Annotated in this window: 12 protein-coding genes and 3 pseudogenes; 6 read left to right on the plus strand and 9 right to left on the minus strand. The window is 71.3% G+C overall.

Features of this window, described 5'->3' with window-relative positions; all coding sequences use genetic code 11:
• Window positions 1–90 precede the first annotated feature (90 nt).
• Entirely contained in the window at window positions 91–1,257 is a 1,167-nt protein-coding gene (locus Phou_RS23595; protein ID WP_173057984.1) for an acyl-CoA dehydrogenase family protein, read from the plus strand.
• Between the two features lie 147 nt (window positions 1,258–1,404).
• On the opposite strand, the gene Phou_RS23600 is transcribed toward Phou_RS23595, so the two are convergent.
• Window positions 1,405–1,770 carry a DUF3499 domain-containing protein gene (locus Phou_RS23600; protein ID WP_173057985.1) on the minus strand — a complete coding sequence of 122 codons (366 nt, stop codon included), beginning with the start codon at window positions 1,768–1,770 and terminating at the stop codon, window positions 1,405–1,407.
• Window positions 1,771–1,907: 137 nt separating this feature from the next.
• On the opposite strand from Phou_RS23600, the pseudogene Phou_RS23605 reads away from it, so the two are divergent.
• Window positions 1,908–2,356 (plus strand): annotated as a pseudogene (locus Phou_RS23605) (metallopeptidase family protein).
• 60 nt (window positions 2,357–2,416) lie between these two features.
• Here the strand turns inward: Phou_RS23605 and Phou_RS23610 are convergent.
• The 3 genes from Phou_RS23610 to Phou_RS23620 all read right to left on the minus strand — a co-directional run bounded on the left by Phou_RS23610 (window position 2,417) and on the right by Phou_RS23620 (window position 6,489).
• A complete protein-coding gene (locus tag Phou_RS23610) occupies window positions 2,417–2,674 on the minus strand; it encodes a WhiB family transcriptional regulator (RefSeq protein ID WP_173057986.1) in 258 nt (85 codons plus the stop codon).
• 314 nt (window positions 2,675–2,988) lie between these two features.
• Window positions 2,989–5,499 carry a bifunctional FO biosynthesis protein CofGH gene (locus tag Phou_RS23615; RefSeq protein WP_173057987.1) on the minus strand — a complete coding sequence of 837 codons (2,511 nt, stop codon included), beginning with the start codon at window positions 5,497–5,499 and terminating at the stop codon, window positions 2,989–2,991.
• Window positions 5,500–5,598: 99 nt separating this feature from the next.
• Window positions 5,599–6,489, minus strand: a complete 891-nt coding sequence (locus tag Phou_RS23620) for a hypothetical protein (RefSeq protein WP_173057988.1) — start codon at window positions 6,487–6,489, stop codon at window positions 5,599–5,601.
• A gap of 99 nt (window positions 6,490–6,588) precedes the next feature.
• On the opposite strand from Phou_RS23620, the gene cofD reads away from it, so the two are divergent.
• The 3 genes from cofD (at window position 6,589) to Phou_RS23635 (ending at window position 10,373) form a co-directional block, all read left to right on the plus strand.
• Window positions 6,589–7,518 (plus strand): 2-phospho-L-lactate transferase, encoded by a 930-nt coding sequence (gene cofD / locus Phou_RS23625; protein ID WP_173057989.1) that lies wholly within the window; start codon window positions 6,589–6,591, stop codon window positions 7,516–7,518.
• Window positions 7,515–8,525 carry a coenzyme F420-0:L-glutamate ligase gene (locus tag Phou_RS23630; RefSeq protein ID WP_173057990.1) on the plus strand — a complete coding sequence of 337 codons (1,011 nt, stop codon included), beginning with the start codon at window positions 7,515–7,517 and terminating at the stop codon, window positions 8,523–8,525. Before cofD ends, Phou_RS23630 begins: the two co-directional genes overlap by 4 nt.
• A gap of 441 nt (window positions 8,526–8,966) precedes the next feature.
• Window positions 8,967–10,373, plus strand: coding sequence for a glucuronyl esterase domain-containing protein (locus Phou_RS23635; RefSeq protein ID WP_246273704.1), 1,407 nt, complete (start codon window positions 8,967–8,969; stop codon window positions 10,371–10,373).
• Window positions 10,374–10,424: 51 nt separating this feature from the next.
• On the opposite strand, the gene Phou_RS23640 is transcribed toward Phou_RS23635, so the two are convergent.
• The 3 genes and pseudogenes from Phou_RS23640 to Phou_RS23650 all read right to left on the minus strand — a co-directional run bounded on the left by Phou_RS23640 (window position 10,425) and on the right by Phou_RS23650 (window position 13,819).
• Complete coding sequence (locus tag Phou_RS23640; protein ID WP_173057991.1) at window positions 10,425–11,534, minus strand: hypothetical protein; 1,110 nt, start codon at window positions 11,532–11,534, stop codon at window positions 10,425–10,427.
• Window positions 11,535–11,537: 3 nt separating this feature from the next.
• Window positions 11,538–12,638 (minus strand): mannose-1-phosphate guanylyltransferase, encoded by a 1,101-nt coding sequence (locus Phou_RS23645; RefSeq protein ID WP_173057992.1) that lies wholly within the window; start codon window positions 12,636–12,638, stop codon window positions 11,538–11,540.
• A gap of 36 nt (window positions 12,639–12,674) precedes the next feature.
• Window positions 12,675–13,819 (minus strand): annotated as a pseudogene (locus tag Phou_RS23650) (glycosyltransferase family 4 protein).
• Window positions 13,820–13,986: 167 nt separating this feature from the next.
• Here Phou_RS23650 and Phou_RS23655 point away from each other — a divergent pair.
• Window positions 13,987–14,678, plus strand: a pseudogene (locus Phou_RS23655) (TIGR03089 family protein).
• On the opposite strand, the gene Phou_RS23660 reads toward Phou_RS23655, so the two are convergent.
• Entirely contained in the window at window positions 14,659–15,039 is a 381-nt protein-coding gene (locus Phou_RS23660) for a hypothetical protein (RefSeq protein WP_173057993.1), read from the minus strand. The pseudogene Phou_RS23655 and the gene Phou_RS23660 overlap by 20 nt on opposite strands.
• Before the next feature lie 22 nt (window positions 15,040–15,061).
• Window positions 15,062–17,020, minus strand: a complete 1,959-nt coding sequence (locus Phou_RS23665; protein ID WP_173057994.1) for an acetoacetate--CoA ligase — start codon at window positions 17,018–17,020, stop codon at window positions 15,062–15,064.
• Between the last annotated feature and the right edge of the window lie 5 nt (window positions 17,021–17,025).

The raw sequence follows: 17,025 nt of genomic DNA on the forward strand, positions 1-17,025 counted from the left end.
TAGTGCGTGAGCCTACGCGGTCGTGAAGGACACCTGAACGCTGGTCGGTATCCTCACATTCACGCAAGAAGATCGCCAAGTGGAGGCGCTATGCCGACAGAATCCTTTGAAGCGTACCGGCTTCCGGAAGAGCACGATGCGGTGCGTGAGGCGGTTCGTGCGGTATGTGACGCCAAGGTGGCGCCCAACGCGGCGGAGGCGGACGAGACCGGCGAGTTCCCCAAGGCGTCGTACGAGGCACTCCGCGCCGCCGACTTCCACGCGCCGCACATCCCCGAGGAGTACGGCGGCGCGGGAGCGGACGCCCTCGCCACGGCGATCGTGATCGAGGAGGTCGCCCGCGCGTGCGCCTCGTCGTCGCTCATCCCGGCGGTCAACAAGCTGGGCACGATGCCGCTGCTGCTGGCCGGCTCGGAGGAGCTCAAGCGCGAGTTCCTGCCACCGGTCGCGAGCGGCGAGGCGATGTTCTCGTACTGCCTGTCCGAGCCCGAGGCGGGCAGCGACGCCGCTTCGATGACCACCCGCGCGGTGCGTGACGGTGACCACTGGGTGCTCGACGGCGTCAAGCGCTGGATCACCAACGCGGGTGTGTCCCGCTTCTACACCGTCTTCGCGGTCACCGAGCCGGGCGTCGGCGCGCGGGGCATCTCGGCCTTCGTGGTGGACAAGTCCGACGCGGGGGTCAGCTTCGGCGCGCCGGAGAAGAAGCTCGGAATCAAGGGCTCGCCCACCCGCGAGGTGTACCTCGACGGCGTACGCATCCCGGCCACCCGCATGATCGGCGAGCCCGGCACCGGCTTCGCCACCGCGATGCGCACGCTCGACCACACGCGCGTCACGATCGCCGCCCAGGCGCTCGGCATCGCGCAGGGGGCGCTCGACTTCTCCGCGCGGTACGTGACGGAGCGCACCCAGTTCGGCAAGCCGGTGGCCGACTTCCAGGGCATCCAGTTCATGCTGGCCGACATGGCGATGAAGCTGGAGGCCGCACGCCAGCTCACCTACGCCGCGGCCGCCCGCTCCGAACGCGGCGACGCCGACCTGACCTTCTTCGGCGCGGCCGCCAAGTGCTACGCCTCGGACGCCGCGATGGAAATCACGACGGACGCCGTCCAACTACTCGGCGGCTACGGCTACACCCGCGACTTCCCGGTGGAGCGCATGATGCGCGACGCCAAGATCACACAGATCTACGAGGGCACCAACCAGGTCCAGCGCATAGTGATGGCCCGCCAGCTCCTCAAGTCTTTCCGCTAACCAGCCCGCCGCGGTCCTCGTGCGGTTGATCAGGGAGTTGGCGGGCGTGCCGGCCGGCGTGTCCATGCACGAAGTCCCTGATCAACCGGGATCGCTGCGGAGGGTGAGGCCGCCCGGCTGGGGTGGGCCGGGGCGGCCGTGCGTGGGTCAGTGGCTGGGTGGGATCACCCGGAGGTGGCCGCGCCGGCCGGTCTGGTGGCCGTGCGACGGATCGGTGGGGTAGTCGTCCAGCCGGGGGGTGGGCCGGGCGGCTTCGCGGACGGCCTCGGCGAGCGCGACCAGGTCGTCCGTGGTGGGGGGCGGGGGCGCGAACTCGCCGTCGTGCCGCACCAGCTCCCAGCCGCGGGGGGCGGTCAGGCTGCGGGCGTGCGGCTCACACAGGTCGTACGTGTGCGGCTCGGCGAAGGCCGCGAGCGGTCCGACGACCGCGGTGGAGTCGTTGTAGACATAGGTCAACGTCGCGACGGCCTGACGCGGGCAGCCGTTTCGGGAGCAACGCCGTGGTGACCTCACGGCGGCACGTTATCTCCCCTACCCGCTCCACCGGTCCGGATGCGACCGCGACACGCCGACCACCGGTGATCACGATATGAAGACGCAGGTTGGACACGGGGTGAGTTACGTCGCCTCCGGGCAACTACGCTTCTGACGTGAGCAGTCCAGAACCGCGGCGTCCGGGCCCCGGCCGCCGGTCCCACCGCGATCGCCACGGCCGCGGCCTACGCGGGCGCCTGGTGCCGGCGACGGTGCCGCTTGCCCGCACCAAGGCGGAGATCTTCGACGACCTCGTGCTCGACACGGTGGAGGCGCTGGAGCGGCGCTTTGCCAAGGAGTTGGCCGGCGTCGAGTTCGCCGTCGAGGATGTCCCCCGGACCTCAACGTCTACGACTCGGACGTGCTGGAAGACGGCGAGGTGCCCCTCGCCCGCCTGCTGCCCGGACGGCCGGGCCGGCAGGAAGTGCCGCCCAGGATCGTGCTCTACCGGCGCCCGCTCGAGTTTCGGGCCATGGACCGGGAAGACCTCGCCGACCTCGTGCACGACGTGATCATCGAGCAGGTCGCCAACCTCCTCGGCGTCGACCCCGACGAGCTCGCCTGACCCCTCACCCGGGCCAGCACTCCCCCCATGGTGCGCTGGCCCGGCCGGGCAGGGCGAAGCTCAGGCGACGCGGCGCTTCAGCTTGCGGCGCTCGCGCTCGGAGAGCCCGCCCCAGATGCCGAAACGCTCATCGTGACCCAGTGCGTACTCCAAGCACTCGGACTTGACCTCGCAACGCGAGCAGATGCGCTTCGCCTCGCGGGTCGATCCGCCCTTTTCCGGAAAGAACGCCTCCGGGTCGGTCTGCGAGCACAGGGCCCGCTCCTGCCACTCCGGTGCGTCTCCGATGAGGTCGGCCACCTCCAGTGGGCCGTCCATAAGCCTGCCTCCTTCTTGCGCACCGGCCGCGTCGCCGGCGCAACCCCCACGCGGAAGGCGTGTCGTTATGTCCGAACGGTGTAGTTTCAGATGATCCTAGGGAACAACTGAAGATCCTATTCGAACAACCCCAGTGAAATTACACGCGTGTAATGCGTGCGTCGTCAAGCCGAACCTGATAAAAGGCCTGCTTTATCGGCGTGCCGCGCGCGACTCGCGGGGAGAAGCACACGCCCGCACCATGGCCCCTATCGATTCAGCCCCTGCCGGGGTAACGCTCGGCGCCGGAAGTCACCCAGGTGGTAGCTGGGGCCCTACCGCGGCGCGTACGCCGTGGTGCGCTCGCGCGCAGGCCGGCCGGCCAGCGCGGCTATCGAGCGGAGCTGTTCGACGGTGCGCGCCGAGCCGTTGGCCGATCCCGCCATTCGCGAAATCGTCTCTTCCATCAACGTGCCACCGAGATCATTGCAGCCGCCCTTGAGCATTGCCGCGGTGCCCTCGTCGCCGAGCTTCACCCACGAGCACTGGATGTTGGAGATCCGTCCGTGCAGCAGGATCCGCGCCATCGCGTGTACGACGCGGTTTTCCCTCCACGTCGGGCCGGGGCGGGCGATGCCGGCGAGGTAGATCGGCGCGTTCGTGTGCACGAACGGCAGTGCCACGAACTCGGTGAAGCCGCCGGTGCGGTCCTGGATGTCGGCCAGCACGCGGAAGTGGCCGAGCCAGTGGCGGGGGTGGTCGACGTGGCCGTACATCATCGTGGAGCTGGACCGGATGCCGAGCTCGTGCGCCGTCGAGACCACCTCGACCCAGGTGGCGGCCGGCAGCTTGCCCTTGGTCAGCACCCAGCGCACGTCGTCGTCGAGGATCTCGGCCGCGGTGCCGGGGATCGTGTCCAGCCCGGCTTCGCGCAGTGAGGTCAGCCACTCGCGGATGGACATGCCCGCCTTGCTCGCGGCCGTGACGATCTCCATCGGGGAGAACGCGTGCACGTGCATCCGCGGCACCCGCTCCTTGACCGCGCGCACAATGTCGGCGTACGCGGTGACGGGCAGCTTCGGGTCGATGCCACCCTGCATGCACACCTCGGTCGCGCCGGCCCGCCACGCCTCCTCGGCCCGGTCGGCGACCTGGTCAACGGAGAGCCGGTACGCGTCGGCGTCCCGCTCGCGCTGGGCGAACGCGCAGAAGCGGCAGCCCACGTAGCAGACGTTGGAGAAGTTGATGTTGCGGTTGACCACGTACGTCACGTCGTCGCCGACCGCCTCCCGCCGCAGGTTATCGGCGATCCCGCAAAGCTCCTCCAGCGCCGCCCCGTCGGCCTCGAACAGCGCCATGGCCGCGCCCTCGTGCCGCGCCTCGAGCAGCGCGGCGGGGTCGCTCCCCGCCAGCCGCAGCCCCTCCCGCAGTTGATCAGGGAGTTCGTGGTGCGACACGCCGGCCGCCACGCCCACCGAGTCCCTGATCAACGCCCAGTCGCCGTAGACGGAGTCGAAGTCACCGCGGCGGTCGTCGGTGCGGCCTTCGGTGTCGATGTCGGCGTGGAGGTTGATGCGGCCGGTCGACACGGTGTCGTCGGGCTCCTGCCAGGGGAGGCCGGACAGCTTCGCGTCCGGGTTGGCCAGGCCGCTGTCCAGGGCAAGAGCGGTTACGTGGGGCAGCACGCGGGGGTCGAGCCAGGGGTCGCCGCGCGTCACGTACTCGGGGTAGACGGCCAGCCGCTCGCGCATCGTGAAGCCGGCGGCGGCGGTGTGGCGGGCCAGCTCCTCGATCTGCGGCCAGGGGCGCTCCGGGCTGACGTGGTCGGGGGTCACCGGCGAGACGCCGCCCCAGTCGTCGATGCCGGCCCGCAGCAGCAGGTCGTACTCGCCGGCGATCAGATTGGGCGGGGCCTGGATGCGGGCGCGCGGGCCGAGCAGGATCCGGGCGACCGCGACGGTGGCGGCCAGGTCGTGCAGCTCGGCGTCGGGCATGCCGCGCATCGCGGTGTCCGGCTTGGCGCGGAAGTTCTGCACGATGACTTCCTGGATGTGCCCGTACTGCCGGGTCACCCGCCGGATGGCGAAAAGCGAGTCGGCCCGCTCGGCCAGCGTCTCGCCGATGCCGATCAGGATGCCGGTGGTGAACGGCACGCCAACCCGGCCGGCGTCTTCCAGCACCCGGAGCCGGACCGCGGGCTCCTTGTCCGGCGAGCCGTAGTGCGGGCCGCCCGGCTCGCTCCACAGCCGCGTGGCCGTGGTCTCCAGCATCATGCCCATGCTCGCCGCGACCGGCTTGAGGCGCTGCAGGTCGGCCCAGGAGAGCACGCCGGGGTTGAGGTGCGGCAGCAGGCCGGTCTCCTCCAGCACCGCGATGGCACTGGCGCGTACATAGTCCAGAGTGGAGTCGTAGCCCCGCTCGTGCAGCCAGTCGCGCGCCGCCGGCCAGCGCTCCTCGGGCCGGTCACCCAGCGTGAAGAGCGCTTCCTTGCAGCCGTGCGCGGCCCCGTCGCGGGCGATCTGGAGCACCTCGTCCCGCTCCAGGAAGGCCGCCGGCAGCCGGTGCGGCACGGTGGCGAACGTGCAGTAGTGGCACCGGTCGCGGCACAGGCGGGTGAGCGGGATGAAGACGTTCTTGGAGAAGGTGACCACGCCCGGCCGGCCCGCGTCACGCAGCCCGGCGTCGCGCACGCCCCCGGCGATGCGCAGGAGCTGGTCGAGGGGCTCGCCGCGGGCGGTCAGCAGCGTGGCGGCCTCGTCGACGTCGAGCGCCCGCCCTTCGGCGGCCCGGTGCAGCGCGCGCCGGAGGCTGGCCTCGGTGGGCCGAGCTTCGTAGTGATCAGCCACCCGACGAAGCCTACGGCGACACGGCGTGGGGAGGGCAGTTGCCCTCCCCACACGCGTATCGGGAATCTTTTCGGCGGCGCCGCGAGTCGCGCGCCGTCGTTACCGCTGGACGGGCCGGGTCGGGTCGTCGCCGAGACCGGCCGACGGCGGCGGCGGGAAGCCGGCCGACGGCTGCTGGCTGGCCGGGTTGATCAGCTGGGTCTGCTGACCGGGCTCGCCCTGCGGCGGCTGGTCGTGGCTCGGCGGGGTGCTGGTCGGGGCGTGCGGCGGTGCGCTGGTCGGCATCGGCGGCACCGGTGCGGTGGGCGCTCCGGCCGGACCGGCACCGTAGGGCTGCTGCCCCGGCTGGCCGTACGTCTGCGGGTACGCCGCGGTGGGCTGCCCGTACGCCGGCGGGTACCCCGGCTGCTGCTGCGGGTAACCCGGCTGCTGGCCGTAGCCCGGCGGGTAACCGGGCTGCTGCCCGTAGGCCGGCTGCCCGTACATGCCCGGGGCGGGCTTGGGCTTCGGCACCCAGTAGAGGCCGCGGGCGATCCGGACCAGCGCGTACGCCGCGATGGCGAGCACCGCCAGCACGGCGATCCGGCCCAGGAAGGCCTTCAGCGCGTTGAAGACGCTGTCGTCGGCGATCTTCACGACGCCGATGAAGAGGCCGAAGACGACGCCGAAGAAGCCGGCGACCGCGTACTCGATCAGGGCCACCAGCGTGATGACCTTGGCCCGCCCCAGCACCGGCTGGACGTGGTTGGCCAGGAGCACCGCGAGGAAGGGAAGGCCGATCGTGGCGAGGTTGACGAAGCCGTCGAAGCTACCGGCGGCGTTGCCGGTGAACGTCTCGAAGTCACCGGTCGGAATCAGGTTGAGGATGGCTACGAAGAGCAGCACCCCGGTGGCGCCGAGAAGCACCAGGGCGGCGAGCTCGCGCAGCGGCTTGGTGAACTGGCTGGCCGACGTCCCGTCGCTCGGCGTGGCCTCAGGTTGGGTGGTCAAGGCTCCCCTGGGGTGGCGGACAAAGCGGTCTGCGCCCGTGAGCCTAGCGGTCCAGGGGTAGCCCCGCTGCGCTCGCATGGGCTGCGGGAGGATGGGGACATGCGGATCGTGGTACTGGCCGGAGGCATCGGCGGGGCTCGCTTCCTGGTCGGCGTGCGTGCGTACGCCCGCGAGGTGGGCGCCGAGGTGACCGCCGTGTTGAACGTCGGAGACGACGCGTCGATGCACGGACTCCGGATTTGTCCCGATCTGGACAGCGTGATGTACACGCTGGGTGGCGGCGCCGACCCCGAGCGTGGCTGGGGGCGCGTGGGTGAGACGTGGACCGTGAAGGGTGAGCTCGCCGCGTACGGCGCGGAGCCCACCTGGTTCGGCCTCGGTGACAAGGACATCGCCACGCACCTCGTGCGCAGCACGATGCTGACCGCCGGCTACCCGCTCTCCGCGGTGACCGAGGCGCTCTGCGACAGGTGGCAGCCCGGCGTCCGGATGCTGCCGGCCAGCGACGACCGCCTCGAAACCCACGCTGTGGTGGAAATCGACGGCGAGCACAAGGCGATCCACTTCCAGGAGTGGTGGGTGCGGTACCGGGGCGACCTGCCGACCGAGCGCTTCGTCTTCGTGGGTGCGGAGTCGGCCAAGCCGGCGCCCGGCGTGCTCGACGCGCTCGCCGCGGCCGACGTCGTGCTGGTGGCGCCGAGCAACCCGGTGGTGAGCATCGCGCCGATCCTGGCCGTGCCGGGCCTTCGCGAGGCCGTCGCCGCCGCGCGGGTCGTGGGCGTCTCGCCCATCATCGGCGGCGCGCCGGTGCGCGGGATGGCCGACAAGTGCCTGGCGATCGTGGGTGCCGAGTGCACCGCGGCCGGTGTGGGCGCCCTCTACGGTGCCGACCTCCTCGACGGGTGGCTGGTCGACACGACCGACCAGGGCGCGGAGGTGCCCGGCGTGACGGTGCGGGCCGTTCCACTGTGGATGAGCGACGAGCAGGCGACCGCCGCGATGGTGCGCGCCGCGATGGAGCTGGCGTGAAGCTTGAAATCTTCCCAGTCACCGGTATCGGCGACGTCTCGCCCGGCGACGACCTGGCCGCGCTGATCGCCGCCGCGGCGCCGTGGCTGCGCGACGGCGACGTGCTCGTGGTCACCAGCAAGATAGTGTCCAAAGCGGAGGGTCAGCTTGTCGACGTGCCGGCGGAGGGCCCCGAGCGGGCGGCCGCGCGCGACGAGGTGCTGGCCGCCGAGAGCGCCCGCAAGGTGGCCACGCGTGGACAGACCCGGATCGTGCAGACCCACCACGGCTTCGTGATGGCCTCGGCCGGCATCGACGCATCCAATGTGGACCGCACGCGGCTCGTGCTGCTCCCCAAGGACCCCGACGCCTCGGCCCGCGCGCTGCGGGCGGCACTGCGCGAGCGGCACGGTCTCGACGTGGCCGTGGTCGTCTCCGACACGATGGGCCGGCCGTGGCGCAACGGGCTCACCGACGTCGCGCTCGGCGCCGCCGGGATCGCGCCGGTCCGCGACCACCGCGGCGAGACCGATCCGTACGGCAACGAGCTGCACATCACCCAGATGGCCGTGATCGACGAGCTGGCCGCCGCGAGCGAGCTGGTCAAGGGCAAGACCGACCAGGTTCCGGTCGCGGTCGTGCGCGGCTATCTGTCCCGGCCCGGTGACGACGGCCCGGGCGCGGTGACGCTTGTCCGCGAGGCCGCGTCCGACATGTTCTCGCTCGGCACGGCCGAGGCCCGCGCGGCGGGCCTCCACGAGGCCGCGCTCCTCCCGCTCCGCCCGCCGCCGGCCGGCGAGCCCGCGGATCCGGCCGCGGTGGAACGGGCGATCGCCGCGGTGGCCGGCGCCATCGCCCCTGGCACGCTTTTCACCCACATTCCAGACGAAGGGGTACGGGCTACCCCGCCCCAGTCCTCGGACGCCGCAGCCCTGGTGCGCTTCGGCACCGACCTGCACCGCCTGCGCGCCGCTTTGGCGGCCGAGGGCGCGGGCACCGTGCCCGTGCTTCCGGACCTGCCGGCCTGATCTTCCCGGCTCTTCCCCGCGGGGGTCCCGCGAGTTTCGACGTCGTCTGCCACGTGTACCGGAACTGTATTGACATGTTTCGGTCTGTCGGTCGAAACTTGTCGATGTCGGCATCGGTGATCTTCAATCGCGAAGCCGCGCCCACCACCCCACCCGGGAAGGAGAGCCCAAGTGTCCATCAGCTCGGGCCGCTCTAAGTTCCGATCGACGGTCATCGTGTTGGCAGTAGCGGTGCTCGCGGTCACCGGAACCGTAGCCGTGTTAACCAGGACCACTCCAGCGTTCGCCGCGGTCGGCGTCGAAGACGACGGTGCCGACTGCCCGGTGGCCAACAACCCCTCGACGTCCAGTGCGAGGCTGCCCGACCCGTTCCGAAAGATTGACGGTAGTCGCGTAACCACGAAGGCCGATTGGCGGTGCCGCCGGGCCGAGATCCGGGAGATGGCCGAGCGGACGGTTTATGGACAGAAGCCGCCAAAGCCGGCAACTGTCACCGGCTCCGTCTCGACCAGCAGCATCACCGTCAACGTCTCCGACCAAGGCCGCAGCGCGAGCTTCTCGGCGAGCGTCCAGCTGCCGACGACCGGCTCCGCGCCGTACCCCGCGGTCTTCGTCGTCGGCGGGTTCGGCGCCGACACCGCGACCATCCGCAGCTCCGGCGCGGCGGTCATCAGCTACGACCCGCTCGCGGTCGGCCGGGAGGGCACCCCGCGCAACAACAAGCAGGGTGCGTTCTACAGCATCTACGGCGCGTCGAGCAGCACCGGCATCCTGATGGCCTGGGCCTGGGGCGTGAGCCGTCTGATCGACGTCATCGAGTCCTCCGGCAGCAGCATCTTCCGGGCCGACGGGCTGGGCGTCACGGGCTGCTCCCGGTACGGCAAGGGCGCCTTCACGATCGGCGTCTTCGACCAGCGGATCGCGCTGACAATGCCGATCGAGTCCGGCAGCGGCGGCGCGCCCATCTTCCGCGGCATTCCGGGCGAGTCCGGCTCGCAGCCGCTGAGCAGTGCGTACAGCGAGCAGCCGTGGCTCGGTGACGCGTTCAGCTCGTACACCGGCAACCCCAACTCGCTGCCGGTGGACACCCACGAGATGGTCGGCATGATCGCGCCACGCGGCCTGCTGCTCATGGAAAACCCGCACATCGACTGGCTGGCCGCCCGCTCCGGCAGCAACGCGGCTCTCGCCGGCGCCGAGATCTACAAGGCGCTCGGCGTGGGAGGCAACATCACGTACTGGTCCGACGTGTCGGACGGTACGCACTGCGCCAGCCGCACCGAGTGGCGTACCCCGATCCAGCAGTTCATCCAGAAGTTCCTGCTGAAGACGGGCAGCGCGACCGGCACGATCCGGATCTCCAGCCGCAAGCAGGGCAACCTCGCCGAGTGGCGGGACTGGACGACGCCGACCCTGTCGGACGGCCCGACCACGCCTCCGCCGACCACCCCGCCTCCGCCCACCACGCCTCCGCCGACCACCCCGCCGCCCACGACACCTCCGCCGACGACCCCACCGCCCACCACGCCTCCGCCGACGACCCCGCCGCCGACCGGTAACGGCTGCACGGCGACCGTCTCGCTGAACCAGTGGACGGGTGGCTTCGTCGCCACGGTACGGGTGACGGCCGGCTCCGCCGCGATCAACGGCTGGACGGTCTCGGCGACGCTTCCGTCGGGTGCGAGCGTCACCAACCACTGGAACTCGAACCGCACCGGCACCAGCGGCGCGGTGCAGTTCACGAACGTCAGCTACAACGGCTCGATCGGTGCCGGACAGTCGACCGAGTTCGGCTTCCAAGGCACCGGCACGGGCACGGGCATGACCCCGACCTGCACCGCCAGGTAGCACTTTTCACCGCCTGGGTCCCGCGTTCCGCGCGCGGGACCCAGGTTCATCTCAGCCCAGCCAGACCGCGACGCGGTGGTCCTCGTCGGTCACGTAGACCCGCTGGCCACCGTGGACCGCCAGTCCCTCGACGTTGTGAAAAGGCGCCAGGTCTTCGAGCAGCTCGGCCGGCACCCGGGTCGCGCCGTCCGCGGTGGGCAGGCGGAAGCGGATGTGCCGGCTGGTCACTTCGCCGCCCTCGGGGTGGTCGTCGAGCAGCACCGAGCCCTTGCCCAGCGCGTCGATCGAGCCGACCACCGCCTCGTACGACCCGTCGCCCACCGCCGTCAGCGCCCGGAACCCGACCAGCGCGCCGGGCGGTGTCACGCCGGTCAGCGCGTACGCACCGACGACCTCGGGCCAGGTCTGCGCGTCAACTCCAACTGGTCCGGCTCCTCGCCTGGCGGGCCCGCCAGGCGAGGAGCCGGACCCGAAAACGCTGTCGAACATGCCCTCGACGCCGGCCACCTCGACCAGCACCGGCTCGCCCTTCTCGGTCACCGGGAAGCGCAGCCCGAGCAGCAGCGTCCCGGACGGCGTGAAGGCGGCCGCCTCGACATTGAGTGGCAGGTCACCCGGGGCGAGGCGGGTCGCCCAGCTCTTCTCCCGCGCGGTACCCCGGTTGATGGTCTCCACGATGAACCTCGCCTGCACCCGGTTGCCCGGCGGCAGCGGCGTGATGTCGGCGTCCCGCAGCGCGTCGTTGACCAGCCGGTGCAGCCGGAACTGGTTGCGCACGATCTGCAGGGACGCCGCGCCGGGGCGGCCCGCGTCCGCCTCCCGGAAGCGCGCGAAGAACGCACGCTTCGGGCGCAGCGGTCCGCCCTTCGAGCCGAAGTGCGAGCCGAGCACGTAGATCCACTCACCCCAGCGGGCGAGCGCCTCGCCGTCTTCCGTGCGGCCGGTCTCCATGCCGGCGTCGAACGCGGCGTGGTGGGCGGTCCAGACGCCGTCCGGGCGCTCCAGCAGCAACGCGAGGCACTGCTCGACGGTGCCCTCGTCGAGCACCGTCCAGAACGCCCGCCGCGCGCCGTGCGCCGCCAGCACCTCGGGCGCGAACACGGGCAGCAGGTCGCTCGCCTCGTTGCACCCGACGGCGAGCTCCACCGAGGTCAAGGTCATTTGTTAAACGTAGCTGTCATCGCCACGCCGCTTCAGGTCGTCCACCAGCTTCTTCACATCCTGGGCACGGTCCCGCGGGCAGACGAGCACGGCGTCGTCGGTGTCCACGACGATCAGGTCACGTACGCCGAGCGCGGCGACCAGCCGGCCCGACCCCGGCACGACCACTAGCCCGCTGGAGTCGCGCAGCAGTACCCCCGGCTTGTCGTCGGTCGTCCCGGCCCCCACCACGACGTTGCCGGCGGGATCGGCGGGGAGCACGTCGCCGAGCGTGTGGAAGTCGCCGATGTCGTTCCAACCGAAGTCGCCGGGCACGGTGCCGACAAGTCCGGCGGCCGCCGCCCCCTCCATCACCGCGTAGTCGACGGAGATCTTCGGCAACGTCGGCCATACCTCGGCGAGCACCTCCTCGCGGGCGGGTGAGTCCCAGGCGTCCGCGATGCGCCGCAGCCCCTCGTGCATCTCCGGCTGCTGGCGGGCCAGCTCGGCGAGGAACCTGTCGACCCGCCACACGAACATGCTCGCGTTCCAGAAGTAGCGGCCGGACTCCACATAGGAGACGGCCACGTCGTACGCCGGCTTCTCCTTGAACTCCTCCACCACCCGGATCTCGCCGCCGCCGATGCCGCCGCCGCACTGCAGGTACCCGTAGCCGGTCTCCGGGCGGGTGGGCTTGATCCCGACGGTCATCAGCAGGCCCTGCTCGGCGCCCTCCACGGCGCGGCGGACCGTCGCCACGTACCCGTCCGGGTCGGCGATCAGGTGGTCGGCCGCGAACGAACCCATCACCGCGTCCGGGTCGCGCCGCGCGATGACGGCGGCGGCCAGGGCGATCGCCGCGCAGGAGTCCCGCGGAGAGGGCTCGACAAGGATGTTTTCCTCGGGCACCCGGGTGAGCTGCCGGGCGACCGCCGCCGCGTGGGACAGCCCGGTCACCACCAGCGTCCGCTCAGGGGTGGTCAGCGGCGCCAGCCGCTGCACGGTCGCCTGCAGGAGCGAGGCGTCGGTGCCGGTGAGCGGATGCAAAAACTTGGGATGACCGGCTCGGGACAGCGGCCACAAACGCGTGCCGCTACCACCCGCCGGAATAACGGCGAAGAGCATCAGCCCATCATGCCCGCCGGGGAAAGCCCTGATCGGTCAGGCCGCCGCGCGGCTCCAGGCGGCGACGTGCACCTCGGCGCTCGACTCCCAGGTGAACTCCTTGGCCCGGTCGAAACCGGCCTTGGCCAGCGCCAGCCGCCGGGCCTCGTCGTCGAGCAGCGCGGCGAGGTCGGCCGCGATCTGGGCCGGGTCCTCGCTCGTGTACGCCACGGCGTCGCCGCCCACCTCGGGCAGCGACAGGCGCGGCGTGGTCAGCACGGGCGTCGCGCAGGCCATCGCCTCCAGGATCGGCAGGCCGAACCCCTCGCCGTACGACGGGTAGGCCGCGACAAGCGCGCCGCCGAGGAAGCCGGGCAGGTCGGCGTAGCGCAGGTAACCGGGGCGGAGCAGGCGGAGGTGGGCCGGCACGTCGGCGACCGCGCGGTCGATGTCGTCGTCGTGCCCCTGCCCCCGGCGATCACCAGAGCGGGCGGATCGGTGCGGTCGCCCACCGCCTCCGCCCAGCCGCGGATCAGGTTCGGCACGTTTTTCCGGGGCTCCTTGGCGCCGAGGAACGCCACGTAGTCACTGCCGCCGAGGCCGAGGCGGGCGCGGACCCGGGCCTTCTCCTCGTCGGTCGGCGGGTGGAACGCGGCGTGGTCGACACCGTGGTACGCCACGTCGATCCGGGTCGGGTCGGCGTCGAGCAGCCGGATCAGCTCGTCGCGGGTCGCCTTGCTCGGCACGATCACCCGCTCGGCCCTGCGGAGGGCAGTCTTGATCGCGCTGCGGAAGAACGTGCGGCGGGACTTGTCGTAGTGCTCGGGCTCGGTGAAGAACGTCGCGTCGTGGACCGTCACCGTCACCGGGCAGCCGGCGCGCAGCGGGCACGTGTAGAACGGCGAGTGCAGCACCTCGGCGCCGACCTGCTGGGCCAGCAGGGGCAGGCCGGTCTGCTCCCAGGCGAGGCGGGCCGGGCGGTGGGTGACGGCCGCGGGCGCCGCGATCACCTCGGCGGCCGGCAGCATCCGCCCATACCGCTCCACGTCGGTGCGGAGGGCCACCACAGCCAGCTCCACTCCCGAACCGATGACCTTGGTGAGGGCGCCGAGCAGCCCGTCGACGTATCTGCCGACGCCGCCCCGGTCGGCGGGAACACTCGTAGCGTCGACGAGCACGCGGGGCGGACTACCGGGGGTCACTTGGCGTCTCCTTTTGGCTGCTCTCGGCTAACGGGCCGGTTGTGCGGGCTGTGTCCAACAACACTTACGTAAAGCCTACGCCGCGCGGATCGGCCGTCGTTGTCTGCGACGCGACGGTAAGACTTTTCCCAAGGTGAGTGAGTCAGGAGTGAGTACTGTCCGGCATTGTGATCGAACGCTTCGCCACCGCGGCCGCTGAGGATCTGGCCCAGCCGCTGCTCACCTGGTACGACGACGCCACCGGCGACCGGACCGAGCTGTCCGGCGCCACGCTGGACAACTGGGTCTCCAAGACGGCAAACCTGCTGGTAGACGGCTTGGGACTCGCGCAGGGCGACCGCGCGGGTTTGCTCCTGCCGGCTCACTGGCAGACCGCAGCCGTGATCTTGGGCTGCTGGGCGGCCGGCGTGGAGGTCGCCACGCCCGGTAACCAGATCACGAATGAGAAATTTTCCATCGATGTCATCTTCGCGTCGGCCGATCGGGTGACGGAGGCGGAGGGGTGGAGCGCCGGAGAGCGGTTCGTTCTCGGTCTCGCCCCATGGCCCTGCCGATGCGGACAGTGCCGTCTGGTTTCGTCGACTACGTGACCGAGGTGCGCACGTTCGGCGACCACTTCACGCCGTACGCGAATCAGGCCGACCGCGGCCTTGTCGAGCGCGCGGCCGCACGCGCGGCGGACCTCGGCCTGAAGGCCGGCGACCGGGTGCTGGTCGACGCGGCCAAGCACCCCGACCCGCTCGACTGGCTGCTCGCACCGCTGGCCGGGGGCGCGACGCTCGTGCTCTGCGGGGCGCTCGACCCGGCCAAGCTGGATGGCCGGTCGGTCGCCGAAAAAGTCACAACTCAGCTGGTATGACCTCGCGGAACGCGCCTTCCGGCGTCCAGACGTAGAAGCCGGCCCGGTCGCTCAGCCACGGCCGGGACCGCACCTCGCGCTCGGTGAGCACCTTCTCGTCCACGTCGAGGAGCACGTACCGCGAGCCGTCCGCGTTGCCCTCGCGCCAGCCCGGCCCGTAGAGCGCGTCGACAAGGCGGTCGCGCCGGCCGGGCGCGAGCGCGCCGTGGACGACCCAGTCGCTCGGCACCCGGTACCAGCAGGTGCGGGTGACCTTGGCGAGCGGGCTGAACGCGTGGTTACCGTCAACCCACACGCCCAGCGTGTCGGTAACGGTCAATCGCAGGTACGCGCTCACGGCAATGAGACGCGGCAGACTCACCGCATCGTTGTCGGACGAGTAGCTAGTGCTTTCGGGCGAAACGTCGAAACTCCTCCAGCGACTCGGGGTTGGCCAGCGCACCGGTCGCGGCGGCCTGCTGGATGGGGGTACCGGTGAGGATCCGCTTCACCGGCACTTCCAGCTTCTTGGCGCTCAGCGTGCGCGGCACCGCCCGGACCTGGTGGATCTCGTCGGGCACGTGCCGCGGCGACAGGGCGGTGCGCAGCTCGCGCGAGATCCGCGCGCGCAGCTCGTCGTCGAGCTCGCGGTCGCCCGCCAGCACCACGAAGAGCAGCAGGTCGCCCTGGTCTTCGCCGTCGATGTGGACAACCACCGAGTCGACCACCTCGTCGAAGCCTTCGACGACCGAGTAGAACTCGGCGGTGCCCAGCCGCACCCCGCCGCGGTTGAGCGTGGCGTCCGAGCGGCCGGTGATCACGCAGGTGCCCCGCTCGCTGATCGTGATCCAGTCACCGTGCCGCCACACGCCGGGGAAGACGTCGAAGTACGCCTCCCGGTAGCGGCTGCCGTCGCTGTCACCCCAGAAGCCGACCGGCATGCTCGGCATCGGTGCGGTGATCACAAGCTCGCCGAGCTGGTCCACCACCGGCTTGCCGCTCGGGTCGTACGCCTCCACCCGCGCGCCGAGGCAGCGGCAGGACAGCTCGCCCTCGTACACCGGGACGAGCGGGGAGCCGCCGATGAAGCCGGTGCACACGTCGGTGCCGCCGGACAGGGACTGGAGCTGGACGGTGGGGCTGACCGCCTCGTACACCCAGGCGAAGCCCTCGGGCGGCAGTGGCGCGCCGGTCGAGCCGACTCCGCGGAGCTGGCCGCCCGCGCGCGGTGTGATGCCGGCCTTGCGGCAGGCGAGGAGGAACGGCGCGCTCGTGCCGAAGTACGTCACGCGCGCCTCCTCAGCCATCCGCCACAGCGCGCCGAGGTCGGGCTGAGCTGGCTTGCCGGGTTCCGCCCGGACCCCGGGGTTGCCGTCGAAGAGGACGATGGCCGCGCCCACGGCCGGGCCGGAGACGAGGAAGTTCCACATCATCCAGCCGGTCGTGGTGAACCAGAAGAAGCGGTCGCCCGGGCCGAGGTCATGGTGCAGCGCGAGCATTTTGAGGTGCTCGACGAGGATGCCGCCGTGGCCGTGCACGATCGGCTTGGGCAGCCCCGTCGTACCGGAGGAGTAGAGCACGTAGAGCGGGTGGTCGAAGGGGACCGGCTCGAAGGTGAGCTCCTCGTCCGTCGGCGCGGCCAGCGTGTCCCAGTCACCCTCGGCGTGCAGGTACGGCAGCGTGACCGTGTGCCGCAGCGACGGCAGCGCCTCCTGGATCGCGGCCACCTCGGCGCGGCGGTCGACGGCCTTGTCCCCGTACCGGTAGCCGTCGACGGCCACGAGCACCGCCGGCTCGATCTGCCGCCACCGGTCGACCACGCTGCGGGTGCCGAACTCGGGCGCGCAGGAAGAGAAGGTCGCGCCGAGGCTGGCGGCGGCGAGCATCAGCACGTACGTCTCGGGGATGTTCGGCGCGTACGCGGCGACCCGGTCACCCCGCCCCACGCCGAGCCTGCGCAGCCCGGCCCGCACCCTGCGTACCTGCTCGCGCAGCTCGGCCTTGCTGAGGGTCACCGGCGCGCGGGTCTGCGAGTACGCGAGCACGACCGGGTCGTCCGGCGCCAGGCCCGGCATCCGCAGCACGTGCTCGGCGTAGTTGAGCGTGGCGCCCGGAAACCAGCGCGCGCCCGGCATCTCGGGACGTTCCAGCACGGCGGTGGGCTGCTCGTGCGCCACTATCTCGAAATAGTCCCAGATGGACCGCCAGAAGCCGGGCAGGTCGTCCACCGACCACTGCCACAGGTCGGTGTACCCGGCGAAGTCCAACCCCCGATGCTCACGCAGCCAGCGCAGGTAGTCCCCGATCCGGGTCCGGTCCCGCACGTCGGCCGGCGGCGTCCACAACACTGTGCCCGCACTCATTTACA

Origin of the sequence: Phytohabitans houttuyneae, from assembly GCF_011764425.1 — a bacterium.
Lineage (GTDB): Bacteria > Actinomycetota > Actinomycetes > Mycobacteriales > Micromonosporaceae > Phytohabitans > Phytohabitans houttuyneae.

Excerpts from the sequence above, each read along its gene's own strand:
- Phou_RS23665 (WP_173057994.1), bottom strand. The coding sequence starts at position 17,020 with ATGAGTGCGGGCACAGTGTTGTGGACGCCGCCGGCCGACGTGCGGGAC.
- Phou_RS23640 (WP_173057991.1), bottom strand. The coding sequence starts at position 11,534 with ATGACCTTGACCTCGGTGGAGCTCGCCGTCGGGTGCAACGAGGCGAGC.
- Phou_RS23610 (WP_173057986.1), bottom strand. The coding sequence starts at position 2,674 with ATGGACGGCCCACTGGAGGTGGCCGACCTCATCGGAGACGCACCGGAG.
- Phou_RS23635 (WP_246273704.1), top strand. The coding sequence starts at position 8,967 with ATGGCCGAGCGGACGGTTTATGGACAGAAGCCGCCAAAGCCGGCAACT.
- cofD (WP_173057989.1), top strand. The coding sequence starts at position 6,589 with ATGCGGATCGTGGTACTGGCCGGAGGCATCGGCGGGGCTCGCTTCCTG.
- Phou_RS23645 (WP_173057992.1), bottom strand. The coding sequence starts at position 12,638 with ATGCTCTTCGCCGTTATTCCGGCGGGTGGTAGCGGCACGCGTTTGTGG.
- Phou_RS23595 (WP_173057984.1), top strand. The coding sequence starts at position 91 with ATGCCGACAGAATCCTTTGAAGCGTACCGGCTTCCGGAAGAGCACGAT.